19 protein-coding genes and 1 pseudogene are annotated in these 22,975 nt (G+C 58.9%); 8 read left to right on the forward strand and 12 right to left on the reverse strand.

Annotation, left to right across the window (positions count from 1 at the left end; translation table 11 throughout):
• Nucleotides 1-113 precede the first annotated feature (113 nt).
• Nucleotides 114-329 carry a hypothetical protein gene (locus ACEN9A_RS03415; protein WP_258672356.1) on the forward strand — a complete coding sequence of 72 codons (216 nt, stop codon included), beginning with the start codon at nt 114-116 and terminating at the stop codon, nt 327-329.
• 127 nt (nt 330-456) lie between these two features.
• On the opposite strand, the pseudogene ACEN9A_RS03420 reads toward ACEN9A_RS03415, so the two are convergent.
• The 9 genes and pseudogenes from ACEN9A_RS03420 to ACEN9A_RS03460 form a co-directional block, all read right to left on the reverse strand.
• Nucleotides 457-1,422: pseudogene (locus tag ACEN9A_RS03420) on the reverse strand (peptide ABC transporter ATP-binding protein); the annotation flags it as partial.
• Nucleotides 1,422-2,390 carry an ABC transporter ATP-binding protein gene (locus ACEN9A_RS03425; RefSeq protein ID WP_007941106.1) on the reverse strand — a complete coding sequence of 323 codons (969 nt, stop codon included), beginning with the start codon at nt 2,388-2,390 and terminating at the stop codon, nt 1,422-1,424. The pseudogene ACEN9A_RS03420 and the gene ACEN9A_RS03425, both read right to left, overlap by 1 nt.
• 10 nt (nt 2,391-2,400) lie before the next feature.
• A complete protein-coding gene (locus ACEN9A_RS03430; protein WP_028939886.1) occupies nt 2,401-3,312 on the reverse strand; it encodes an ABC transporter permease subunit in 912 nt (303 codons plus the stop codon).
• A gap of 11 nt (nt 3,313-3,323) precedes the next feature.
• A complete protein-coding gene (locus ACEN9A_RS03435; protein ID WP_018929516.1) occupies nt 3,324-4,334 on the reverse strand; it encodes an ABC transporter permease subunit in 1,011 nt (336 codons plus the stop codon).
• Between the two features lie 73 nt (nt 4,335-4,407).
• Nucleotides 4,408-6,003, reverse strand: coding sequence for an ABC transporter substrate-binding protein (locus ACEN9A_RS03440; protein ID WP_258672358.1), 1,596 nt, complete (start codon nt 6,001-6,003; stop codon nt 4,408-4,410).
• Nucleotides 6,004-6,079: 76 nt separating this feature from the next.
• Nucleotides 6,080-7,513, reverse strand: a complete 1,434-nt coding sequence (locus ACEN9A_RS03445; RefSeq protein WP_258672359.1) for an OprD family porin — start codon at nt 7,511-7,513, stop codon at nt 6,080-6,082.
• 171 nt (nt 7,514-7,684) lie between these two features.
• Nucleotides 7,685-9,286, reverse strand: coding sequence for an ABC transporter substrate-binding protein (locus ACEN9A_RS03450; protein WP_019651117.1), 1,602 nt, complete (start codon nt 9,284-9,286; stop codon nt 7,685-7,687).
• Between the two features lie 302 nt (nt 9,287-9,588).
• On the reverse strand, nt 9,589-11,214 hold the full coding sequence (locus ACEN9A_RS03455) for an ABC transporter substrate-binding protein (RefSeq protein ID WP_258672360.1): 1,626 nt from the start codon (nt 11,212-11,214) through the stop codon (nt 9,589-9,591).
• A gap of 258 nt (nt 11,215-11,472) precedes the next feature.
• Nucleotides 11,473-13,083 (reverse strand): ABC transporter substrate-binding protein, encoded by a 1,611-nt coding sequence (locus ACEN9A_RS03460; RefSeq protein ID WP_258672361.1) that lies wholly within the window; start codon nt 13,081-13,083, stop codon nt 11,473-11,475.
• A 194-nt stretch (nt 13,084-13,277) separates the two neighbouring features.
• Here ACEN9A_RS03460 and ACEN9A_RS03465 point away from each other — a divergent pair, with 194 nt between their 5' ends.
• Together ACEN9A_RS03465 and ACEN9A_RS03470 are read left to right on the forward strand one after the other, a co-directional pair.
• Complete coding sequence (locus ACEN9A_RS03465; protein WP_105340048.1) at nt 13,278-13,628, forward strand: NIPSNAP family protein; 351 nt, start codon at nt 13,278-13,280, stop codon at nt 13,626-13,628.
• A 393-nt stretch (nt 13,629-14,021) separates the two neighbouring features.
• Nucleotides 14,022-14,393 (forward strand): DUF6124 family protein, encoded by a 372-nt coding sequence (locus ACEN9A_RS03470; protein ID WP_258672362.1) that lies wholly within the window; start codon nt 14,022-14,024, stop codon nt 14,391-14,393.
• A 123-nt stretch (nt 14,394-14,516) separates the two neighbouring features.
• Here ACEN9A_RS03470 and ACEN9A_RS03475 read toward each other — a convergent pair whose 3' ends face one another.
• Entirely contained in the window at nt 14,517-15,236 is a 720-nt protein-coding gene (locus ACEN9A_RS03475) for an SIMPL domain-containing protein (RefSeq protein ID WP_007939711.1), read from the reverse strand.
• Nucleotides 15,237-15,602: 366 nt separating this feature from the next.
• Between ACEN9A_RS03475 and ACEN9A_RS03480 the strand changes: the two genes are divergently transcribed.
• The 4 genes from ACEN9A_RS03480 (at nt 15,603) to ACEN9A_RS03495 (ending at nt 20,098) form a co-directional block, all read left to right on the forward strand.
• Nucleotides 15,603-16,865, forward strand: a complete 1,263-nt coding sequence (locus ACEN9A_RS03480) for an ATP-binding protein (protein ID WP_019582419.1) — start codon at nt 15,603-15,605, stop codon at nt 16,863-16,865.
• Nucleotides 16,858-17,418, forward strand: a complete 561-nt coding sequence (locus tag ACEN9A_RS03485; RefSeq protein ID WP_007939714.1) for a response regulator transcription factor — start codon at nt 16,858-16,860, stop codon at nt 17,416-17,418. The genes ACEN9A_RS03480 and ACEN9A_RS03485 overlap by 8 nt, the downstream gene beginning before the upstream one ends.
• A 96-nt stretch (nt 17,419-17,514) precedes the next feature.
• On the forward strand, nt 17,515-19,242 hold the full coding sequence (locus tag ACEN9A_RS03490; RefSeq protein WP_258672363.1) for an ABC transporter ATP-binding protein/permease: 1,728 nt from the start codon (nt 17,515-17,517) through the stop codon (nt 19,240-19,242).
• A 106-nt stretch (nt 19,243-19,348) separates the two neighbouring features.
• Nucleotides 19,349-20,098, forward strand: coding sequence for a FadR/GntR family transcriptional regulator (locus ACEN9A_RS03495; protein WP_026346018.1), 750 nt, complete (start codon nt 19,349-19,351; stop codon nt 20,096-20,098).
• Nucleotides 20,099-20,252: 154 nt separating this feature from the next.
• Here the strand turns inward: ACEN9A_RS03495 and ACEN9A_RS03500 are convergent, their stop codons facing one another.
• Together ACEN9A_RS03500 and ACEN9A_RS03505 are read right to left on the reverse strand one after the other, a co-directional pair.
• Nucleotides 20,253-20,444 (reverse strand): hypothetical protein, encoded by a 192-nt coding sequence (locus ACEN9A_RS03500; RefSeq protein ID WP_258672364.1) that lies wholly within the window; start codon nt 20,442-20,444, stop codon nt 20,253-20,255.
• A 14-nt stretch (nt 20,445-20,458) separates the two neighbouring features.
• A complete protein-coding gene (locus ACEN9A_RS03505; protein ID WP_258672365.1) occupies nt 20,459-21,790 on the reverse strand; it encodes a phospholipase in 1,332 nt (443 codons plus the stop codon).
• Between the two features lie 235 nt (nt 21,791-22,025).
• Between ACEN9A_RS03505 and kdgD the strand changes: the two genes are divergently transcribed.
• A complete protein-coding gene (gene kdgD / locus ACEN9A_RS03510) occupies nt 22,026-22,937 on the forward strand; it encodes a 5-dehydro-4-deoxyglucarate dehydratase (RefSeq protein ID WP_007939720.1) in 912 nt (303 codons plus the stop codon).
• Nucleotides 22,938-22,975 lie beyond the last annotated feature (38 nt).

Raw genomic sequence — 22,975 nt, forward strand, 5'->3', positions numbered from 1 at the left:
CTTCTCACGGCATTTCCCGACCTTCGTTAGCGTCCTATCTGGAGAATCGCGCTAAATTTCTCTCTGCGCCATTCCGGCACCCATGCTTCACCCAAGAAAGGATGGAATCGGCTATGAGCATTATTCAACGCATAGTGTTGCTGCTGAAGGTTTTGGTGATGCTATCCCTCGGCACGTCAGCGGCGTGGGCGGAGTGCACGAACCATGATGAGCAGGCCTGGAGCGGGCAAGGTGTGCACAGCGAGCTGATGCTCGCCGCATCGGAATCGGGCAGCTCGGACGATGACGACACCGCCGACGACCCAGACAGCAACGAAGACGACACTTGAGTCTGAATGACAGGCAAAAGAAAACCCCGTCTGCCTGACTGATGCGCAATCGAGGCAGAAGGGGTTTGGTTAACTCAGCAAAAGCGCGCCCCGGCACCGGGGCGCGGGTTTTTAAGGCCGCGCCGTCGAGGAATTGCTCGGCGTAGTGGCAAGCCACTTGGCGTGTGTCGAGCAGACGCAGGGCCGGCTCTTCGATGGCACAGCGCTCGGTCGCGTACGGGCAGCGCTTGTGGAAGGCGCAGCCGGACGGTGGGTTCAGCGGGTTTGGCAGTTCGCCGACGATCTTGATTTTCGGCTTGTCCGGATCCGGGTGAATGGTCGGCGTCGCCGACAATAACGCCTGGGTGTACGGGTGCAGGGGACGGGTGTAGATGTCCTCTTTCGGCCCCATTTCCACTGGACGGCCGAGGTACATCACCATCACGTGATCGGCAACGTGGCGTACCACCGCCAGGTTGTGGGAGATGAACACGTAGGCGGTGTTGAACTCTTGCTGCAAATCCATGAACAGGTTGAGTACCTGCGCCTGAATCGACACGTCCAGCGCCGAGGTCGGTTCGTCCGCCACCAGCACTTTCGGCTGCAACATCATCGCGCGGGCCAGGGCGATCCGCTGGCGCTGACCGCCGGAGAACATGTGCGGATAGCGCTGGTAGTGCTCGGGACGCAAGCCCACCTGCTTCATCATCGCCTGGACTTTCTCGCGACGTTCGGCGGCACTGAGGTTGGTGTTGATCAATAATGGCTCTGCAAGCTGATCACCGATTTTCTGCCGTGGATTCAACGACGCGTACGGGCTCTGGAACACCATCTGTACATCTTTGCGCAGTTGCTTGCGCTGAGCCTTGTCGGCGCCGGCGACTTCCTGTCCGGCGATTTTCAACGAGCCGGAGGATGGCTCTTCAATCAAAGTCAGGGCACGGGCCAGGGTGGATTTGCCGCAACCCGATTCGCCCACTACGGCGAGGGTCTTGCCGGCTTCCAGTTCGAACGACACACCGTTGAGGGCGCGTACGGTCGCATGACCCTTGAACAGGCCGCGAGACACTTCGTAGTGACGGGTCAGGTTGCGGGCGGTAAGTACGACGGCCATTACGCCACCTCCTGGTTCAACGGGTAGAAGCAGCGGGCGAGGCTGTTGCTTTTCTGGTCAAGGGCTGGACGCTGGGTGCGGCAATTGTCTTGCACGTACGGGCAGCGCGGCGACAGCAGGCAACCTTGCGGACGGTCGTAACGACCGGGAACGATGCCCGGCAGCGTCGACAGGCGCGCAGCACCCAGGCTGTGTTCTGGAATGGCCTTGAGCAGCGCTTCGCTGTACGGGTGCGCCGGAATGTCGAACAGTTGCGGCACCTGACCGACTTCAACCGCTTGACCGGCGTACATCACGCACACGCGCTGGGCGGTTTCGGCCACGACCGCGAGGTCGTGAGTAATCAGCACCAGGCCCATGTTCTGCTCTTTCTGCAGGGCGAGCAGCAGGTCCATGATCTGCGCCTGAATCGTTACGTCGAGTGCCGTGGTCGGTTCGTCGGCGATCAGCAGTTTTGGCTCGCCGGCAATCGCCATGGCGATTGCAACACGCTGGCTCATGCCGCCGGAGAGTTGATGCGGGTAGGCATCCATACGGCTGGCGGCGCCGGGGATTTCCACTTTTTCCAGCAGTTCGATGGCGCGCTTGCGAGCGTCCTTCCTGGACATTTTCAGATGCAGGCGCAGCACTTCTTCGATCTGGAAGCCCACGGTGTAGCTCGGGTTCAGCGCGGTCATCGGGTCCTGGAAGACCATGGCCAGGTCTTTGCCGACGATCTGTCGACGCTGACGGTTGCTGAGCGCGAGCATGTTCTTGCCGTCGAAATTCAGGGCGTCGGCGGTGACGATCCCCGGATGCTCGATCAGGCCCATCAGCGCCATCATGGTCACGGACTTGCCGGAACCCGACTCGCCAACGATGGCCAGCACTTCGCCCTTTTCCACGGATATGTCGAGACCATCGACCACCGGAACGGCGTTGGCGTCGCCGAAGCGAACGTTGAGATTCTTGATTTCTAACAGTGACATTTGAATCTCCTCAGGCGGCGTTCTTGAGTTTCGGGTCCAGCGCATCGCGCAGGCCGTCGCCCATCAAGTTGATTGCCAGCACGCTGAGCAAAATGGTCAAACCAGGCAAGCTCACCACCCACCAGGCGCGTTCGATGTAGTCGCGAGCCGAAGCCAGCATGGTGCCCCACTCAGGGGTTGGCGGTTGTACGCCAAGGCCGAGGAAGCCCAGTGCCGCGGCATCGAGAATCGCCGAGGAGAAACTCAAGGTGGCCTGAACAATCAGCGGCGCCATGCAGTTGGGCAGCACGGTGACGAACATCAGGCGAGGTAGACCGGCACCGGCCAGGCGCGCGGCGGTCACGTAGTCGCGGTTCAATTCGCCCATCACCGCGGCGCGGGTCAGACGAACATAGGACGGCAACGAAACCACGGCGATGGCAATAATGGTGTTGATCAGGCCAGGGCCGAGGATGGCGACAATTGCCACCGCCAGCAGCAGGGACGGCAGGGCCAGCATGATGTCCATCAGACGCATGATGGTCGGGCCGAGCACGCGCGGGAAGAACCCGGCGAACAGTCCCATCAGGATGCCCGGAATCAGCGACATCACCACCGATGACAAGCCGATCAGCAGGGACAGGCGCGAGCCGTGAATCAAACGCGACAGCAGGTCACGACCGAGTTCATCGGTACCCAGCAGGAACTGGATATGCCCGCTTTCCAGCCAGGAGGGCGGGGTCAGCAGGAAGTCGCGGTACTGTTCGCTCGGGTTATGCGGTGCGACCCACGGGGCGAAGATCGCGCAGAAAATCACCAGCAGCATGAACAACAGGCCGGCGACGGCCCCTTTGTTCCTGGAAAACGCATGCCAGAATTCTTTGTAGGGCGACGGATACAGCAGGCTTTGATCGACTGCTACCGGTGTAGTGAGAGTGGTCATGGTCATTGATCTCAGCGCTGATGACGGATGCGTGGGTTGGCAAAGCCGTAGAGGATGTCCACTACGAAGTTGACCAGAATCACCAGGCAGGCGATTAACAGGATGCCGTTCTGCACCACGGGATAGTCCCGTGCGCCAATGGCTTCGATCAGCCATTTGCCGATGCCGGGCCAGGAGAAGATGGTTTCGGTCAGGACCGCGCCGGCCAGCAGCGTGCCGACTTGCAGGCCGACCACCGTCAGTACCGGAATCAGCGCATTGCGCAGACCGTGCACGAATACCACGCGCGATGGCGACAGGCCTTTGGCGCGGGCGGTGCGGATGTAGTCTTCACGCAGCACTTCGAGCATCGACGAACGGGTCATCCGCGCAATCACCGCCAGCGGAATGGTGCCGAGCACGATGGCTGGCAGGATCAGGTGATGCAGGGCATCGAAGAACGCTCCGACGTCATCGGCCAGCAACGTATCGATGAGCATGAAGCCGGTGCGTGGCTCGATGTCGTAGAGCAGGTCGATCCGCCCGGATACCGGGGTCCAGCCCAGGCTCACCGAGAAGAACATGATCAGGATCAGGCCCCACCAGAAGATCGGCATCGAGTATCCCGCCAGGGAGACACCCATTACCCCATGGTCGAACAGGGACCCTCGCTTGAGTGCCGCGATCACCCCGGCCAGAAGGCCCAGGATGCCGGCGAACAACATGGCGGCCGAGGCCAGTTCCAGGGTCGCGGGGAATAGAGAGCTGAACTCGGTCCAGACGCTTTCACGGGTACGCAGGGATTCGCCGAGATCGCCGTGGGCCAGTTTGCCAATGTAATCCAGGTATTGGGCATACAGCGGTTTGTTCAGACCTAGGCGTTCCATTGCCTGAGCATGCATTTCGGGGTCGACCCGACGTTCGCCCATCATCACTTCCACGGGGTCGCCAGGAATCATGCGGATCAACGCGAAAGTCAACAAGGTGATGCCGAAGAACGTGGGGATCAGTAACCCCAATCGGCGGGCAATAAAACTAAACATCTTGTGTGGTACCTCATCAGCCGGTTAGGCGTACCCGGCATCGCTGGGGTCAGCGATGCCGGGCGTTTCTTATCTACTTCACCTGGGTGGTGGCGAAGTTGTTAGTGGTGAGGGGGCTAATGTGATAGCCCTCTACGTTGGTGCGCATTGCAGTGAACATGCGGGTGTGCGCCATGCTGATCCATGGCTGGTCCTGATTGAAAACGTCCTGGGCCTGTTCGTAGAGCGCCGTGCGTTCGGCCGGGTTCACTTTGGCCCGTGCTTCGTCGATCAGCGCCTGGAACTTTTCATTGCACCAGCGAGCGTAGTTTTCGCCGTTCTTGGCAGCCTCACAACTGAGCATAGGCGTCAGGAAGTTATCCGGGTCGCCGTTATCGCCTGCCCAACCGGCGGACACCATATCGTGCTCGCCGTTCTTCGCGCGCTTGAGCATTTCGCCCCATTCCATGACACGAATATCGACCTTGATTCCAACCTTGGCCAGATCTGCCTGCATCATTTGTGCGCCGAGCATCGGATTAGGGTTGGTCGGGCCGCCGCCGTTACGGGTGAACAGGGTGAACACGGTGCCATCCGGCACACCGGCTTCCTTGAGCAGGGCGCGAGCCTTGTCGAGGTCGCGAGGCGGGTTGGTCAGTTTATGGTTGTAGCCCAGCAGGGTGTCCGGGTACGGGTTGACCGCCACCGTCGCATTGCCTTTGCCGAACAGCGCGTTGACATATGCCTCTTTGTCGAACGCGATGTCGATGGCTTTGCGCACTCGCACGTCGCTTATGTACGGGCGTGCGGTGTTCATGGCGACGTAGGAGACGGTCATCGCGTTCAGCTCATCAACCTTCAGGTTGGTGTCTTTCTTGATGCTCGGGATGTCATCCGGTTTCGGATACAGCGCGATCTGGCACTCGTTGGCCTTGAGCTTTTGCAGGCGCACGTTGTTGTCGGTGGCAATCGCCAGGACCAGCGCATCAGCCGGTGGCTTGCCACGGAAGTAGTCCGGGTTGGCCTTGAAACGCACCTGGGCGTCCTTGGCGTAACGCTGGAAAATGAACGGGCCGGTACCGACCGGTTTGTTGTTCAGGTCGCCGGTCTTGTTGGCCTTGAGCAACTGGTCGGCGTATTCGGCCGGGTAGATCGAGGAGAACGCCATGGCGATGTCTGCCAGGAACGGCGCTTCGCGGCGGGTCAGGGTGAACTTGACCGTGTTGTCGTCGACTTTCTCTACGCTTTTGAGCAGTTCCTTGAAGCCCATGCTCTCAAAGTACGGGAAGCCCACGCTCGACAGCTTGTGCCATGGGTGATTCGGGTCCAGCTGACGCTGGAAGCTCCAGACCACGTCGTCGGCGTTCATGTCGCGGGTCGGCTTGAAGTAATCGGTGGTGTGAAACTTGACGCCTTTGCGCAGGTGGAACGTGTAGGTCAGGCCGTCTTCACTGATGTCCCAGGATTCGGCCAGCGCCGGAATCACTTCAGTGGTGCCGGGCTTGAAGTCCGCCAGGCGATTGAAGATGGTTTCGGCCACTGCGTCGGCTGTGACTGCAGTCGTGTACTGGACCATATCGAAGCCTTCCGGGCTGGCTTCGGTACAGACCACCAAGGGTTTGGCCGAGACGCCAACAGCGACACTCAGCAATGCGGCAGCGATGGCCGCTCGTAGGGGAAGCATTTTCATCAAGAACCCTCTGCAATCGGTTGAACAGGAAAAACCGGACGGCCGACTCGTCATGAGTCAGCCGCCGGCGTGCGTTTTACAAAATGTTGAAAGGGATGGTGGTCACGAGACGGAACTCGTTGAGGCTGCCATCGGCCTGGTTTTCGCTGGCACGGTGCGCGGTGTAGGTCGCGCGGATAGCGGTGGCCTTGAGTGGGCCGCTCTGTACCGCGTACGAAGCGCCGATGCCGTATTCGTAGTGGTGCTCGCCATCCTGGGTCTGGATGCCGTCGTAACCTTTGCCAACCACGCCACCGTTGCCGGTGTAGTGAGTGCCGTCGATACCCCAGCCGCGAGCCTGGTAGATGTTGAACTTCAGACCTGGCACGCCGTATTCGGCCATGTTCAGGCCATAGGCGATCTGGAAGGACTTCTCGTTCGGGCCGTTGAAGTCCGACAGCAGGGAGTTGGCCAGGTAGATGCCGTTGGTTTCATGCAGGTAGTCGAAGTACTCGTTACCGTTCACTTCCTGGTACGAGAAGGTCAGGCTGTGGGCCTGGTGGGTCAGGCCGAACGACAGGGAGTAGGTGTCGTTGTCGATCTCGCCGAGCTTGGCTTTACCTTCGTCTACGGTTTTGTAGTAGTTCAGGCCGGTGGTCAGGCTCAGGACCTGGCTGTCACCCAGTACATGGGTGGCGCCGAAGTAGTACTGGTTCCACAGGTCTTCAGCCTGGGTGCCCCAAAGGCTGGTGGTCAGGCTGGCGAATGGCTGGTAGGTGATACCGGCAGTGTGGACGTGATCGGCTTCGGCATTGGTGTCGCCGTATTCGGAGCGGAACTTGCGCTGGCTTTGTTCGGTACGCGGAGAGTTGCGGTCGAAAGTGCCGAGGTCGAAGGTCAGGTTTTCCAGTTCTTCACTGTGCAGGCTCACACCTTCGAAGCTCGAAGGCAGGGCACGGTTACCGATGACATCGACCATCGGGCTGCTGAAGTTCTGGCGGCCGGCGGTCAGCGTGGTGTTGGAGATACGGGCCTTGACGTTGGCCAGTCCCAGTTTGCTCCACTGACCTTGTGCGTCGCCGCCTTCTTTGGTCAGGGTACGGTTGTTGCCCGCGCCAGGTCGGGTGGTCGGTGCGCCGCCGTTGTTGGACGCCAGGTCCTTGCGATCACGATCCAGAGCGATGGCATTGTAGGCAGCCACTTCGGTACTGAAGCCTACGGTGCCTTCAGTGAAACCGGAGTTGTACTTGACGATAGTGCCCTGAACCCAGTTGATACGACGATCAGTCGGGGTCGATACACCGTCCTTCTTGTAAGTGAACTTGCCGCCACGTTTCAATTGCTCGTTGGCGTACCAGTTACGCGTGCTGCCGGTGATCGATTGGCCTTCGACAAAGCCAGTGGCTTCGCTTTGGGCGCTTTTCTCTTTCACGGTAACCGGGGTGAACGCCTGGCTCTGGGATTCTGCGTAAGCCGTGGCGGTCACGCTGCTGATGGCCAAGGCCAGTAACGCGGTGCTGCTCAGTTTCATGTGTGAAGCTCCTTACTTTCTTTTTTTAATGCCGGTCTTTTTTGGTGATCCGGCTATTTGGTTTAGAACTCATTCAGGCTTAGCAAACGTTTGCTGTAGGCCGATTTGACGAATTACGGCAATACGCTTGCATGAGGGCGGAATCCGCCCCCGGCGTTTCTGGCTAATTGGTTATTGGTCGATACTGACGCCCGAGAACACGTTGCGACCGAAGGGGCTGACCTTGAACCCTTCGACTTTGGCGCTCAACGGCTGGTTGACCGTCGAGTGGGCGACCGGCGTGATCGGCACCTGCTGCTTGAGGTACTGCTGCGCCTGTTTGTAGAGCACGGTGCGCTGGTCGCGATCGGTGACGACCTTGGCCTGCTTGATCAGCTTGTCGTAAGCCGGATCGCACCACATGGAGTAGTTGTTGCCGCCAATGGCGTCGCAGCTGTACAGCGTGCCGAGCCAGTTGTCCGGGTCGCCGTTGTCACCGGTCCAGCCGATCAGGCTGATGTCGTGCTCGCCGTTCTTGGTGCGCTTGATGTACTCGCCCCATTCGTAGCTGACGATCTTGACCTTGAGGCCGATCTTCGCCCAGTCCGCCTGGAGCATTTCGGCCATCAGCTTGGCGTTGGGGTTGTACGGACGCTGGACCGGCATGGCCCAGAGGGTGATTTCGGTGCCTTCCTTCACGCCGGCGGCCTTGAGCAGTTCCTTGGCTTTTTCCGGGTTGTAGGAGGCGTCCTTTATGGTGTCGTCATAGGACCACTGGGTCGGTGGCATGGCATTGACCGCCAGTTGACCGGCACCTTGATAGACGGCGTTGAGAATGCCTTGCTTGTTCACCGCCATGTCCAGCGCCTGGCGCACTTCGAGCTGGTCGAAAGGCTTGTGCCGGACGTTATAGGCGATGTAGCCGAGGTTGAAGCCGGGTTTCTCGATCAGCTGCAGTTTCGGGTCATTCTTCAGGGCGGTTACGTCGGCGGGGCGTGGGTGCAGGGTGATCTGGCATTCGTTGGCCTTGAGCTTCTGCACGCGCACCGAGGCGTCGGTGTTGATGGCAAAAATCAGGTTGTCGAGCTTGACCCGGCTGGGGTCCCAGTACTGCTTGTTGCCGCTGTAACGGATGTTGGAGTCTTTCTGGTAGCTCTTGAACACGAACGGCCCGGTGCCGATCGGCTTCTGGTTGATCTCGCTCGGCTTGCCGGCCGCCAGCAACTGCTCGGCGTATTCGGCCGAAAGGATGGCGGCGAAGCTCATGGCGATGTTCTGGATGAACGCGGCGTCGACGTTGTTGAGCGTCATCACCACGGTCAGCGGCCCGGTCTTTTCGACCTTGGCAATATTCTTGTTCAGGCTCATCCCGTTGAAATACGGGAACTCGGTCGGATAAGCCTTACGGAACGGGTGCTGCGGATCGAGCATGCGATTAAACGTGAACAGCACGTCGTCGGCGTTGAAATCGCGGGTCGGCGTGAAGTATTTGGTCGTGTGAAACTTCACCCCCTCGCGCAGATGGAACGTGTACTTGAGGCCGTCTTCGGAAATATCCCAGCGGGTTGCCAGGCCTGGCACGACATTGGTGGCGCCTTTTTCAAACTCTGCCAAACGGTTGTACAGTGGCTCGGCGGCGTCGTTATCGGTCGCAGTGGTGTACTGCGCGGTGTCGAAACCGGCGGGGCTGCCTTCGGAGCAGAACACCAGGCTGTTATTGGCGGCCTGGCTGATGGAAGTGGCGGCCAGCAGGCCGGTGCCCAGCAATGCGGATAAAACCAAGGAATGGCGCATGACGCTCCCTCTTTTTTTAGTGTTATTCAATGCGCCGCGATCCCGTCCGGGGACGTTGTGGCGGCATTGAGCTCAAACCAATACGGGCAGCAAACCGATAGCCCACACAGTCACTGGTCAGAACCCGACGGTAGGTGCCGTGGGTCTGGCAGTAAATGCGCTGAGTCCTAAAGACTCGTAGGAAAAGGCAACGCGTCCTGTCCCCTGGCTGCGTCAGACAGCGGATTTGGATGTAGGCAAATTCCTAGCTTCTCGGCAGAAAAAAGCAGCGGCGACGCTGAAAACGTCGCCGCTGCCTTTTCTTATTTGCTGACGCTGACGCCGTAGAAGGAGTTCAAGCCAAATGGGCTGATCTTGAAGTCCTGCACGTTGGCGCGCATGGGTTGGAACACCGTCGAGTGAGCGATAGGTGTCATTGGAACAGCATCTTTGAGGACGTGTTGCGCCTGTTTGTACAGTTCGGTGCGCTTGGCCTGATCGGTGGTGCGTTTGGCTTCCTTGACGAGGCCGTCGAATTTCTTGTCGCACCATTTGGAGAAGTTGTTGCCACTCAGCGAGTCGCAGCCGAACAGCACGTTGAGCCAGTTGTCCGGGTCACCATTGTCGCCGCTCCAGCCGATGATCATCGCCTGGTTCTCGCCGCCTTTGGAACGCTTGATGTACTCGCCCCATTCGTAGCTGGTGATCTTGACGTTCAGGCCGATCTTCTTCCAGTCGGACTGCAGCATTTCAGCCATCAGCTTGGCGTTCGGGTTGTACGGACGCTGTACCGGCATCGCCCACAGAACGATTTCGGTGCCTTCCTTGACGCCGGCTTCCTTGAGCAGCGCCTTGGCTTTCTCAGGATCGTACTTGGCATCCTTGATGGTGGTGTCGTAGGACCATTGGGTCGGCGGCATGGCGTTGACGGCCAGTTGGCCTGCGCCCTGATAAACCGAGTCGATGATCTGCGGCTTGTTGACAGCCATGTCCAGCGCCTGACGAACGCGCAGGTCGGCCAGCGGGTTCGGCTCGTTGCTGCCCTTGACCTTGTCCATCACGTTGTAGGCGATGTAACCCAGGTTGAAACCAGCCTGCTCAGGCATCTTCAAAGTTTTATCTTCTTTGAGCGCCTTCAGGTCGGCTGGACGCGGGAACAGAGTGATCTGGCACTCGTTCTTCTTCAGCTTCTGGATGCGTACCGACGGGTCGGTGGTGATGGCGAAGATCAGGTTGTCGATCTTCACGTCATCAGGCTTCCAGTAGTCCTTGTTCCCGGTGTAGCGGATGTTGGAGTCTTTCTGGTAGCTCTTGAACACGAACGGGCCGGTGCCGACCGGTTTCTGGTTGATGTCGGCAGCCTTGCCTTCCTTGAGCAGCTGGGCAGCGTACTCGGCGGACTGAATCGAGGCGAAGCTCATGGCCATGTTCTGGATGAACGCGGCGTCTACATCTTTGAGGGTGAACTTGACGGTGTGGTCGTCGACTTTATCGATCTTGGTGATGTTGGTATCCATCCCCATGTCGGTGAAGTACGGGAACTCGGTCGGGTATGCCTTACGGAACGGGTCATCCTTGTTAATCATGCGATTGAAGGTGAACAGCACGTCGTCGGCGTTGAACTCACGCGTCGGCTTGAAATACGGGGTGGTGTGGAACTTGACGCCTTCACGCAGGTGGAAAGTGTAAGTCAGGCCGTCACTGGAAATGTCCCACTTGGTCGCGAGGCCAGGAATCACGGCGGTGCCGCCGCGCTCGAACTGGGTCAGGCGGTTGAACATGGTTTCTGCAGAGGCGTCGAAGTCGGTTCCGGTGGTGTACTGACCTGGGTCGAAACCGGCCGGGCTTCCTTCGGAGCAGAACACCAGGTTAGACGCCGCTTGGGCGAAAGGTGCACTGGCTAACAGGCTTGCGCCGACTAAAAACGGAATGACCGCGTGTTTAAGCATGGTGGCCTCATGATTTGTTGTCATTTTTGGAATTAGAGGACGACCTCGTGAGTCGACCTGCGGATACTTATGCAGGGGCCGTACCCAATGCAAGATCCTGAATGGCCACAAGTCCTAAAGAGTGGCACGAACGTACCTTAATGTCGCATATGTATAAATAGTGACGTATTTGACCGTTTGCGCAGGTTTTTTACGGTGCAAGTCGTGCACCGATAAGGGGCGACCGGGGCGTATGACGCACCCGGCTGGAGCCTGGTGTTACTTATTTATACCCACGCCATAGAACGGTGTGAGGCCAAACGGACTGATCTTGAAGTCGGTGACTTCCTTGCGCAGTGGCTGGAACACCGTCGAGTTGGCAATGGGTGTGATAGGTACTTGTTGTTTAAGGATTTGCTGTGCCTGTTGGTACAGTTTGACCCGCTGTTGTTTGTCCGTGGACACCTTGGCTTGCTGCACCAGTTTGTCGTAGGCCGGGTCACACCATTTGGCGTAGTTGCTACCTTTCACCGCAGCGCAGCTGTAGAGCACACCGAGCCAGTTATCCGGGTCACCGTTGTCGCCGGTCCAGCCGTAGATCATTGCGTCATGCTCACCGTTCTTGGCGCGCTTGATGTACTCGCCCCATTCATAGCTGACGATGTTGGCCTTGATTCCGACTTTCTCCCAATCCTGCTGGATCATCTGTGCCGACATCCGCGCATTGGGGTTGGAGGCGCGCTGCACGGTCATGGCCCACAGATTAATTGTGGTGCCGGGTGCAACCCCCGCATCTTTCAGTAGCGCGCGGGCTTTGGTCGGGTCGTGCGGGGCGTCCTTGATGCTCGGGTCATACGACCATTGCGCCGGTGGCAAGGCGTTTTGCGCCAGTTGCCCGGCACTCTGGTAGACAGCCTTGATGATCGCCGGCTTGTCGATGGCCATGTCCAGCGCCTGACGCACCTTGAGCTGGTCCAGCGGTGGGTGGGTCACGTTGTAGGCAAGGAAGCCGAGGTTGAAACCGGCTTGCTTGAGCACGGTCAGGTTCGGGTCTTGCTCCATCACTTCAATGTCTGCCGGGCGCGGGTAGCCGCTAACCTGGCACTCGCCGGCCTTGAGCTTCTGCAAGCGCACGGCGGCGTCCGGGGTGATCGAGAAAATCAGGTTGTCGAGTTTCACGTCCTCGGGTTTCCAGTAGGCCTTGTTGGCGGCGTAGCGGATTTGCGAGTCCTTTTGGTAGCGCTTGAACACGAACGGGCCGGTGCCGACCGGTTTCTGGTTGAGGTCGGCGGCTTTGCCTTCCTTTAACAGTTGGGCGGCGTATTCGGCGGACTGCACCGAGGCGAAGCTCATGGCGAGGTTTTGCACGAACGCGGCGTCGACGTTGTTCAGGCTGAAGCGCACGGTGTGGTCGTCGATCTTGTCGATGCTTTTGATCGTGGTGTTCAGGCCCATGTCGGTGAAGTACGGCGACTCGGCGGGGTAGGCCTTGCGGAAGGCGTTGTCCGGGTCGAGCAGGCGCTGGAAGGTGAACAGCACGTCGTCGGCGTTGAAGTCGCGGGTGGGGGTGAAGTAGTCGGTGGTGTGGAATTTCACGCCGTCGCGCAAGTGGAAGGTGTAGGCGAGGCCGTCCTCGGATACGTCCCATCTTGTTGCCAGGCCGGGTTCGATTTCGGTGCCGCCGCGTTTGAATTGGGTGAGGCGGTTGAAGACGGTTTCGGCGGAGGCGTCGAAGTCGGTGCCGCTGGTGTATTGGCTGGGGTCGAAGCCGGCGGGGCTGGCTTCGGAGCAGTAGACCAGGGTGGTGGCGGCTTGGGCGGTTTGTGCGAGTGATGCTGTTGTGGCGAGGGCGAGTGCGAGCAGAAGTGGTTTGACGGTGGTTCTTTCCATGGAGTCCCCGAGGGCTTTGCGGCGATGTTTTCCTGAGGGTAGCGTTGTTGGCGGGGAGGGTGGAAATATCGTTTTTTGAGGGGGACCCCTCTATCTGGGCATAGTTGACCGGGGCGAGGCTTGCCCGCGAAGGCGGCGGATCAGCCAGCATATATCCTTAGGCAGGAACTGAAATCCCACAGGGAAGATTTGGAATGACTCGAATTGTTGAAATCCTGATGTACACCTTGAAACCGGGATCAGGATTGGATTTCCATCGAATAATGCGGGAAGTAAGTGTTCCGCTTCACTTAAAGGCGGGTATGGATGTTGTTTCTTATGGCGGCTCTTTGCATGACGATGACAGTTATCACTTAATTCGCTCCTACGAGAGCGAGAATCATCGCCAAGCCTCTCAAGATCTTTTTTACTCAAGTACTGATTGGAAGCAAGGTCCGAGAGCAGACATCATCAGTCGGATTGAAGTAAGCACAACGACTGTCATGACGCTCACTCAAGAGGCGATTGATGCCATCAGAGCTTCCCATAAATCTATCCAGAGCTGATGCTCAATGATCGTTCCCACGCTCCCGCGTGGGAACGCCGCCAGGGACGCTCCGCGTTCCGCTTTTGAATGTTTAATCGATGTGTCAGAACGCAGACCTTTCCCACGCATCTTTCAGGTTGTCCGTCGGAAGCGGACTCTCTAGTCTTTGGCTGTCGCTGAAAACTCAGCGATCGGGAGTGAGATCCCGGCTAAACAGTTGGAAACCAGTGCTAGCCCCCCCATAATTGCCGTCAGCTTATCCGCTGCCAGCAAATGCGTTATGGCGGCTGTGTGCGGGCAGACTTCGGTCTGGCCGGGTTCCTTTTGCCGGTAATCTCACACCGTACATAGCTGCCACCTCTTCGCCGAGTGAGATCGGAAATTGATGGCTCCAATATCAAAAGGAAGTTGTATGGATAAGTTAATTCCCGATCCACCCTTCAACACCACCACACCCAACGCCGAAGCTTTGCGTAGCGAAGAGCTACTCAAAGACCGCGAAGCGATAAAACGTGCGCTCGACTACTACCTCAATCCTCCCAAGCCTTACGCCGCAAAACCTCGTCGCCCCAGCACGATGTACTTGGTTGCCCCTGACATGGGCATCGAAAGTCTGCTGGCACAAGCCTGCGAGTCATTGGCCTCGGCCAGTGTCCTGGCCAGCGATTTCGCCACGAACCTGATCGGCCCGCAACGCAATACAGTGTTGGCGATTCAACAGATCATCATGCTGGCGGAATTGGCGGTGAATCGGGCGTTGGATAACGTCGATCCGCAGATTTAAGTCTGAATCACTGCGATGACGCCCATGCTTTCACCACCAAGCTGACGGTCACAACCAGATTCTTCTGGTACAAAAAAAGGCGATCACTTCGGTGATCGCCGTTTTCGTGTCCGGGTTATCGCATCAAGGCATCAACACTTCAATCGCCCCATCCGCCGTCATGCTGACCTGGCTGGTGCCGGCTTCAACTTCTGGCGTCACCGGTGCCGAATCCATGCCGGCAGCAGCTTTCATCATCATCGGCCCGCGCATGTACGGTTGTGGATAACCGTTGCTGTTGAGGTTCAGGTTGACGATTTTGTAGCTCTTGCCGCCCAAGGCGTCGGTGGCGAGTTGGGCGCGGGCCTTGAAGGCGGTCACGGCTTCTTTGAGCAGGGCGTCTTCGCTGGCTTTACGGGTTGGCGTCGCGATGGCGAAGTCCATGCCGCCCATTTTCAGGTCGGTGAGCAGTTCGCCGGTGAGTTTGGACAGGGCGGCGAAGTCCGAGCTTTCCAGACGCAGTTCGGCGCGTTCACGCCAGCCGGTGATTTTCTGGCCTTTGGTGTCGTAGATCGGGTAGCTGTTGCGGCTGCCCTGACGCAAGGTGATGTCCTTGACCTGCTTGGCCTGGGCCAGCGCCTTGTTCATGGTAGTGCTGACGTCGGCGGCGAGTTTGGCCGGGTCGGTGTTTTGTTCTTCGGTGTAGAGGGTCACGATCATCAGGTCGCGGGCCACTTCCTGGCTGACTTCGGCGCGCAGGGAGATCTGGTTGTAATGCAGCTCGTCGACGGCCAGGGCCGGGAGGCTGGCGGCGGTGCCAACGCTTAAGGCGAGAAGGGCGGCGCTGCGGCGCAATGTGTGCATGAAAAGCTCCTTGGACGATGCGCAGGGGTTAGGGTCCGAACCTGCGTGAAACCATCAGACTCTAGCTTCAATGGTCCGTTTCGCACAGTTACAACTTCTATACAGATGGAATGCTGGTGATCCTGTGGCGAGGGGGCTTGCCCCCGTTCGGCTGCGCAGCAGTCGCCATTCGGCAGATACAGTATGCAGGATCAAAACGCGGTGGCAGGTTTGGGACTGCTTCGCAGTCCAACGGGGGCAAGCCCCCTCGCCACAGGGGCACTCGTCACAAAAGAGCCTGTGGTCGTTTGCCGCACTTTCGCCTCTCATGCCCGCGGCTTGGTTATACTCCGTGCGATCCGCCTGGAGCGCTCATCAGGAGAGCTCATGCTCGCCCCCGTACAATTGACTTCCGCCACTCGCCAGAACCTCTGGCGGCTGACTTTCATCCGGATTCTGGTGCTCGCCGCCCAGGCCGGCTCCGTGGGCCTGGCCTACTGGCTCCAACTGCTGCCGTTGCCGTGGGTGCCACTGGCGATGACCCTGGGCTGTTCGACGCTGTTGTGTGTGTTCACCGCCGTGCGCCTGCGCACTTCGTGGCCGGTTACCGAGCTTGAATACGCCCTGCAACTGGCCTGCGACCTGTTTATACACAGCGCCTTGTTGTATTTCTCCGGTGGTTCGACCAACCCGTTCGTCTCTTATTACCTGGTGCCGCTGACCATCGCCGCCGTGACGCTGCCGTGGCGCTATTCGGTGATTCTGTCGGGTATCGCCCTGGCGCTGTATACGTTGCTGCTGGCGCGGTTCTACCCGCTGGAAACCTTCCCCATCGCCCGGGAAAACCTGCAGATCTACGGCATGTGGTTGAGTTTTGCCTTGGCCGCCGCCGTCATCACCTTCTTTGCTGCACGCATGGCTGAAGAGCTGCGTCGGCAGGAAGAGCTGCGTGCGATCCGCCGCGAGGAAGGCCTGCGTGATCAGCAATTGCTGGCCGTCGCGACTCAGGCTGCCGGTGCCGCCCATGAACTGGGTACGCCGTTGGCGACCATGAGCGTGTTGCTCAAAGAGATGCAGCAGGATCACCCCGACCCGATGTTGCAGGACGATTTGAAGGTTTTGCAGGATCAGGTCAAGTTGTGCAAGGAAACCTTGCAGCAACTGGTGCGCGCCGCCGAGGCCAACCGTCGTATGGCGGTGGAGATGCAGGATGTCACCGACTGGCTCGACGAAGCGCTCAACCGCTGGCACTTGATGCGTCCTGAGGCCAGTTATCGCTTCCAGCGTCTTGGCCAGGGCACGGTGCCGCGCATGGCGCCGCCGCCGGATTTGACTCAAGCGCTGTTGAACCTGCTGAACAACGCCGCCGATGCCTGCCCTGAAGGCTTGCAAGTGACCCTGGACTGGACCGCCGAAGACCTGACCATCAGCATTCGCGACCATGGTGCCGGTGTACCGCTGGCTATCGCCGAGCAGATCGGCAAACCGTTTTTTACCACCAAGGGCAAAGGTTTCGGCCTGGGCCTGTTTTTGAGCAAGGCCAGCGTGACACGCGCCGGCGGCTCAGTGAAACTCTACAGTCATGAGGAAGGCGGCACGCTCACCGAGCTGCGCCTGCCCCGTGTCGCCCGAGGAGACGAACATGAGTGACGAGATCCAAGTTGAAGGCGAAGAACTGCCGCATTTGCTGCTGGTAGACGATGATGCAACCTTCACCCGCGTGATGGCCCGCGCCATGGCCCGCCGTGGTTTTCGCGTCAGCACCGCAGGTTCCGCCGAAGAGGGCCTGACCATCGCCCAGGCCGATATCCCTGATTACGCCGCGCTTGACCTGAAAATGGACGGCGATTCGGGCCTGGTGTTGCTGCCCAAGCTGCTCGAACTCGACCCGGACATGCGCGTGGTGATACTCACCGGTTACTCGAGCATTGCCACTGCCGTCGAGGCAATCAAGCGCGGCGCCTGCAATTACCTGTGCAAACCGGCGGATGCCGATGACGTGCTGGCCGCGTTGCTCTCCGAGCACGCCGACCTCGACAGCCTGGTGCCGGAAAACCCGATGTCCGTGGACCGTCTCCAGTGGGAGCACATCCAGCGCGTCCTGACCGAGCACGAAGGCAACATTTCCGCCACCGCCCGTGCTCTGGGCATGCACCGCCGCACGCTGCAGCGCAAACTGCAGAAGCGCCCGGTCCGTCGCTGAACGAGCGCTGAACGGTTATCGCCAGCCCTCGCGATCACACGAGCCGATCATTTATGATCGGTTCTTGTGTGTTCTTTTCTTTATTGAGCCTTATCCATGAATCAGAACGCTGAATATTCCGCGGTCAACGATGCTGTGCGCGGGCAGTTTTTTCGCAAAGTCTGGGCGATTACCACGCCTTACTGGCGCAGCGAAGAGAAGGGCAAGGCCTGGACGCTGTTGATCGCCGTGATCGCGCTGTCGCTGTTCAGCGTGGGGCTTTCGGTGTGGTTCAACACTTGGTACAAGGATTTTTACAACGCCCTGCAACAAAAGGATGAAGCGGCGTTCTGGCGGCTGATTCTGTATTTTTGCGGGATCGCGGCGGTGGCGATTGTCGGCGCAGTGTACCGGCTCTATCTGACCCAGATGCTGACCATTCGCTGGCGGGCCTGGCTCACCGAAAAGCACTTCGCCCGTTGGCTCGAAAACAAGAATTACTACCAGCTGGAGCAGGGCGGTTACACCGATAACCCGGACCAGCGGATTTCCGAAGACCTCAATAAATTCACCACTAACACGTTGGGCCTGGGCCTGGGCTTGATCCGTAACGTCGTCAGCCTGGTGTCGTTCTCGATCATTTTGTGGGGTGTGTCGGGCAGCATCGAAGTATTGGGCTTCACGATTCCCGGCTACATGTTCTGGTGCGCGCTGGTTTATGCCGCCGTCGGCAGCTGGCTGACGCATGTGATTGGTCGTCGCTTGATCGGCCTCAACAACAACCAGCAACGTTTCGAAGCCGACTTGCGTTTCTCCATGGTGCGGGTCCGCGAGAATGCCGAAAGCATTGCGCTGTACAACGGCGAACCCAACGAGAACCGTCGTCTGAGCAGCCGTTTCGGCCTGGTCTGGCGTAACTTTTGGGACATCATGAAAGTGTCCAAGCGCCTGACTTTTTTCACCTCCGGTTATGCCCAGATCGCAATCATTTTCCCGTTCATGGTTGCGGCGCCGCGCTATTTCGCTGGCAAGATCGAACTCGGTGAGCTGATGCAAATCAATTCGGCATTCGGCAACGTGCAGGAGAACTTCAGCTGGTTCATCAGCGCGTACCAGGACCTTGCCGAGTGGCGTGCGACTTGCGATCGTCTACTGAGTTTCCGTCAGGCCATGACCGACAACGAAGAGCGTTCGCCGGCTATCGACGTGCAGAATCAGGGGTCGGCACTACGGGTGCACAACCTTGGCCTCGACCTGGCGGATGGTCGTCACCTGCTGACCAACGCCGACATGACCGTGGAGGAGGGCGAGCGCGTCATGCTCAGCGGTCGTTCCGGTAGCGGCAAGTCGACCTTGCTGCGGGCTATGGGGCACCTATGGCCGACCGGCCACGGCAGCATCCGCCTGCCGACAGCGCGTTATCTGTTCCTGCCGCAAAAGCCCTATCTGCCGATCGGCAGCCTGCGCGAGGCGTTGAGTTATCCACAGCCGGGCGACACCTACCCGCACGAGCGCTACGTCCACGTGCTTGAAACCTGCCGCTTGCCGCACCTGGTTTCGCGTCTGGATGAAGCCAATCACTGGCAGCGCATGCTCTCGCCGGGTGAGCAGCAACGCCTGGCCTTCGCCCGTGCGCTGCTGTATGCGCCGCAATGGCTGTACATGGACGAAGCCACTTCGGCGATGGATGAAGAGGATGAAGCATCGTTGTATCAGGCGTTGATCGATGAATTGCCGGGCTTGAGCATTGTCAGCGTCGGCCATCGCAGCAGCCTGAAACGTTTCCATCCACGGCATGTGCGCATCGAGAATGGCCACCTGGTGGACCAGGCCGTCACTGCCTGAACCTGTGGGAGCGTGGCAGGCCACGCTCCCACAGGTCAACGGTGATCGTACAACCTGCATGCGCTATGATGCGGTTTCAGCCGCTTTTTCGAGACCGATGTTCACCATGGAAAACCCGATCGACGCACCTCGCCTCCCTCGCAAGCGCCGCAGCCTCGCACAGGAATTGGTGACGGTGTTGTCCGAGCAGATCCGCGACGGTCAGCTCAAGCGTGGCGACAAGTTGCCCACCGAGTCGGCGATCATGAATGCCCATGGCGTCAGCCGCACCGTGGTGCGTGAAGCGATCTCCCGTTTGCAGGCCGCAGGGCAAGTGGAAACCCGTCACGGCATCGGCACCTTCGTGCTCGACACCCCGAGCCCGAGCGGCTTTCGTATCGACCCGGCGACCGTAGTGACCTTGCGCGACGTATTGGCGATTCTGGAACTGCGCATCAGCCTGGAAGTGGAGTCCGCCGGCCTTGCCGCGCAACGTCGCAGCCCGGAGCAGTTAGCGGCGATGCGTGAGGCGCTGGACGCCCTCAACGAAAGTGCCGCCCACGCCGGCGATGCCGTGGCGTCGGACTTCCAGTTCCACCTGCAAATCGCCCTGGCCACCGGCAACCGCTACTTCACCGACATCATGACCCACCTGGGCACCAGCATCATTCCGCGCACACGCCTCAACTCCGCGCGCCTGGCCCATGACGACCAGCAGCACTACATGAGTCGCCTGAGCCGTGAACACGAAGAGATTTACGATGCGATTGCCCGCCAGGATTCCGATGCGGCGCGGGCCGCGATGCGTTTGCACCTGACCAATAGCCGTGAGCGGCTGCGCCAGGCGCATGAAGAGGCGCAGGCGCAGCGAGGATAGGTTTGCGGGTTGGGGGATTTGATGCCTGACAGATAGCCATCGCGAACAGGCTCGCTTCCACAGGATTTTGAGTCGATCACAGTAATGTAATCGTACACAGATCCAATGAGAGCGAGCCTGCTCGAGATGAGGTCAGTGACCTTCCTGGAACATGTCAGCCAGTCTTCAAAATTGAACGATCCACTCTCACCGCCAACTCAGCAGCCCCAGGTTTGGCATCGAAGACCGCATGCCCCTGGTCATCCACGACCGCGCGAGCAACCGGCAAACCCTTCGACAGCAACTCCAGCGGTGCACCTTTCAGCGATTGGCCAGAAACCAATTCCAGTTTCAGTTTGATAGTCATAGGTGATCTCCTTGTCAGGCATTGGCCGCTGAATTCAGCACGCCGGTTGGTTTGTAGTCCTTGAGCAACAGATAAGTGCTCCAGCCCCACCAATCATCCACGGTGGCGGTGTCGTTCAAGTTGTTGACGTCCTTGCGCCGCAACACCTTGTTGCCCTCGACCCTGAACAGCGGCGAGAAATTGTCTGCCGGACTCAATACCGCTTGCAGGTCAGGCAGATTTTTCAAAGCAGCAAAGCTGCCGGGCGCCGGGGCGATGCCACTGAGGTACGCTGCGAACACTTCATCCGCAGACACTTGAACCGCTTGATTCACCTGCGTGCGGTTAGCACTGTCGATCGCATCGAAATAGCGCTTGTCGCCATAGGAACGCCAGCGATCACCGTTGCCATTGCGCACATTGAGGCCGAACTTGCTGTCTTCGTCGTGCATGAAACGGGTGATCAACGAGCCCAGATCACTCGGCGTGACCGCCGCCGCCAACTGTTTACGCGGCACTCGCAAATGCCCTGCGGAAAACAGGTCGGTGAGGGAGTGGTCGGCAAAAGCGTTCATCGCATAGGCCAGCTCCAACTGCTTTTCATCGCCGCTGTTGTGGGCCAGCACCGCTTGTTGCAACGCGGCCGTGTGCCCGGCGATGTAAGCCAGCAACGCCCATTCGCCAAAGTGGTCGGCATTGTTGGCGGCCAGTTTCAGGTAACGCCCCAAAGGGAACAGTGCCGAGACGAAACTGCCGCCGCCGGTGATCTTGTTCCACTCTTCCGACAACGTATCTCCGAGGGCCTCATAAGCCTCGTGAGGCTGTTTACCGTCCTTGATCGCCTGATTGATTGCGGCGATTTCCTTTTGCATCACACCAAGAATCAGCTTCGCCTCGGCGTTTGACGCCGGCAGTACTGCCAGGGAGTTGAAGGCGTTGGTAAAGCGCTGGATTCGCTCTGCGGCGGTTGCACCTTCGTTGATCGGCTGATCGGGAATTCCATAAAAATCACCCCCCAGCGCGATCACTTGACCATAGGTCAATGCCAGGCCATTGGGCAGATGCAACTCCACCTGCCAGGCCGGTAGCGCAGGGGCATCCTTGACGAAACGCAGCAGGGTGCTGTCGCCGATCGCGGTATGTTCAGCACCCTCGAACCTCAACGGGGGCAAGCCTTTCATTGGGTTTTTCAGTGGTGTCGGCAGCAAGCCACGGCGCTGATGTTTGAGGCGGTGATGATTTCCTGCTGTGAGTTTAAGCATGGCGCCATCGCCGGAAACGGCGATGCCGTGCTCGGTAAAAAGATCATCCAGATCGGCAATGATCTGTCGGGTATTTTCCTTCGGTTGTGCGTGTAGACCTGACATTTCTAGCTCCTTGATATGTCGTAGGCAAAGTTCAAATTAGCTGTATGTATATACAGTTATCTGGATAGTAGATGAGAAATCTCCTACGTCAAGGAATTACCTTTCCTGACTCAAATTCCGAGGACGGCGATGAAATGCAGTTGACGGTTGTATTTTAAGTTGTACGATGACCTACAACTTCGGCGAGAGCTGAACGGTTTTCTCACACAATGTTGCTACCCAGGGTGTTCGAATAATGAATCCACAAGAACTGAAGTCCATCCTCTCTTCCGGCTTGCTGTCGTTCCCGGTCACCGACTTCAATGCCCAGGGCGACTTCCATCGCGCGGGCTACATCAAGCGTCTCGAGTGGCTGGCTCCATACGGCGCTTCGGCGTTGTTCGCCGCAGGCGGTACCGGTGAGTTCTTCTCTCTGGCGGCCAGCGAGTATTCGGAAATCATCAAGACTGCGGTCGACACCTGCGCCAGCAGTGTGCCAATTCTTGCCGGTGTCGGTGGTTCGACCCGCCAGGCTATCGAGTACGCTCAGGAAGCCGAGCGCCTGGGCGCCAAAGGCCTGTTGCTGCTGCCGCACTACCTGACCGAAGCCAGCCAGGACGGCGTTGCCGCCCATGTCGAAGCCGTTTGCAAATCGGTAAAAATCGGCGTGGTGGTCTACAACCGCAACGTTTGCCGCCTGACCGCGCCGCTGCTGGAACGTCTGGCTGAGCGCTGCCCGAACCTGATCGGCTACAAGGATGGCCTGGGCGATATCGAGCTGATGGTGTCGATCCGTCGCCGCCTCGGTGATCGCTTCAGCTACCTGGGCGGCTTGCCGACCGCTGAAGTCTACGCCGCGGCCTACAAGGCTTTGGGCGTACCGGTTTACTCCTCGGCGGTGTTCAACTTCATCCCGAAAACCGCGATGGATTTCTACCACGCCATTGCTCGCGAAGATCACGCCACCGTCGGCAAGATCATCGATGACTTCTTCCTGCCGTACCTGGATATCCGCAACCGCAAGGCCGGTTACGCGGTGAGCATCGTCAAGGCCGGGGCAAAAATCGCAGGCTATGACGCAGGCCCGGTGCGTGCACCGCTGACCGATCTGACGGGCGAAGAGTACGAAATGCTCGCGGCGCTGATCGACAAGCAGGGCGCGCAGTAACACCCGACAAACCCAAGGCCGCTGAGCAATCAGCGGCT

Source organism: Pseudomonas sp. Pseusp18, assembly GCF_059506005.1.

Coding starts and splice junctions, on each gene's coding strand:
- ACEN9A_RS03485 (WP_007939714.1), top strand. CDS start 16,858: ATGAGTGACGAGATCCAAGTTGAAGGCGAAGAACTGCCGCATTTGCTG.
- ACEN9A_RS03430 (WP_028939886.1), bottom strand. CDS start 3,312: ATGACCACTCTCACTACACCGGTAGCAGTCGATCAAAGCCTGCTGTAT.
- kdgD (WP_007939720.1), top strand. CDS start 22,026: ATGAATCCACAAGAACTGAAGTCCATCCTCTCTTCCGGCTTGCTGTCG.
- ACEN9A_RS03505 (WP_258672365.1), bottom strand. CDS start 21,790: ATGTCAGGTCTACACGCACAACCGAAGGAAAATACCCGACAGATCATT.
- ACEN9A_RS03490 (WP_258672363.1), top strand. CDS start 17,515: ATGAATCAGAACGCTGAATATTCCGCGGTCAACGATGCTGTGCGCGGG.
- ACEN9A_RS03415 (WP_258672356.1), top strand. CDS start 114: ATGAGCATTATTCAACGCATAGTGTTGCTGCTGAAGGTTTTGGTGATG.
- ACEN9A_RS03460 (WP_258672361.1), bottom strand. CDS start 13,083: ATGGAAAGAACCACCGTCAAACCACTTCTGCTCGCACTCGCCCTCGCC.
- ACEN9A_RS03480 (WP_019582419.1), top strand. CDS start 15,603: ATGCTCGCCCCCGTACAATTGACTTCCGCCACTCGCCAGAACCTCTGG.
- ACEN9A_RS03500 (WP_258672364.1), bottom strand. CDS start 20,444: ATGACTATCAAACTGAAACTGGAATTGGTTTCTGGCCAATCGCTGAAA.
- ACEN9A_RS03425 (WP_007941106.1), bottom strand. CDS start 2,390: ATGTCACTGTTAGAAATCAAGAATCTCAACGTTCGCTTCGGCGACGCC.
- ACEN9A_RS03435 (WP_018929516.1), bottom strand. CDS start 4,334: ATGTTTAGTTTTATTGCCCGCCGATTGGGGTTACTGATCCCCACGTTC.
- ACEN9A_RS03445 (WP_258672359.1), bottom strand. CDS start 7,513: ATGAAACTGAGCAGCACCGCGTTACTGGCCTTGGCCATCAGCAGCGTG.
- ACEN9A_RS03495 (WP_026346018.1), top strand. CDS start 19,349: ATGGAAAACCCGATCGACGCACCTCGCCTCCCTCGCAAGCGCCGCAGC.
- ACEN9A_RS03455 (WP_258672360.1), bottom strand. CDS start 11,214: ATGCTTAAACACGCGGTCATTCCGTTTTTAGTCGGCGCAAGCCTGTTA.
- ACEN9A_RS03465 (WP_105340048.1), top strand. CDS start 13,278: ATGACTCGAATTGTTGAAATCCTGATGTACACCTTGAAACCGGGATCA.
- ACEN9A_RS03440 (WP_258672358.1), bottom strand. CDS start 6,003: ATGAAAATGCTTCCCCTACGAGCGGCCATCGCTGCCGCATTGCTGAGT.
- ACEN9A_RS03470 (WP_258672362.1), top strand. CDS start 14,022: ATGGATAAGTTAATTCCCGATCCACCCTTCAACACCACCACACCCAAC.
- ACEN9A_RS03475 (WP_007939711.1), bottom strand. CDS start 15,236: ATGCACACATTGCGCCGCAGCGCCGCCCTTCTCGCCTTAAGCGTTGGC.
- ACEN9A_RS03450 (WP_019651117.1), bottom strand. CDS start 9,286: ATGCGCCATTCCTTGGTTTTATCCGCATTGCTGGGCACCGGCCTGCTG.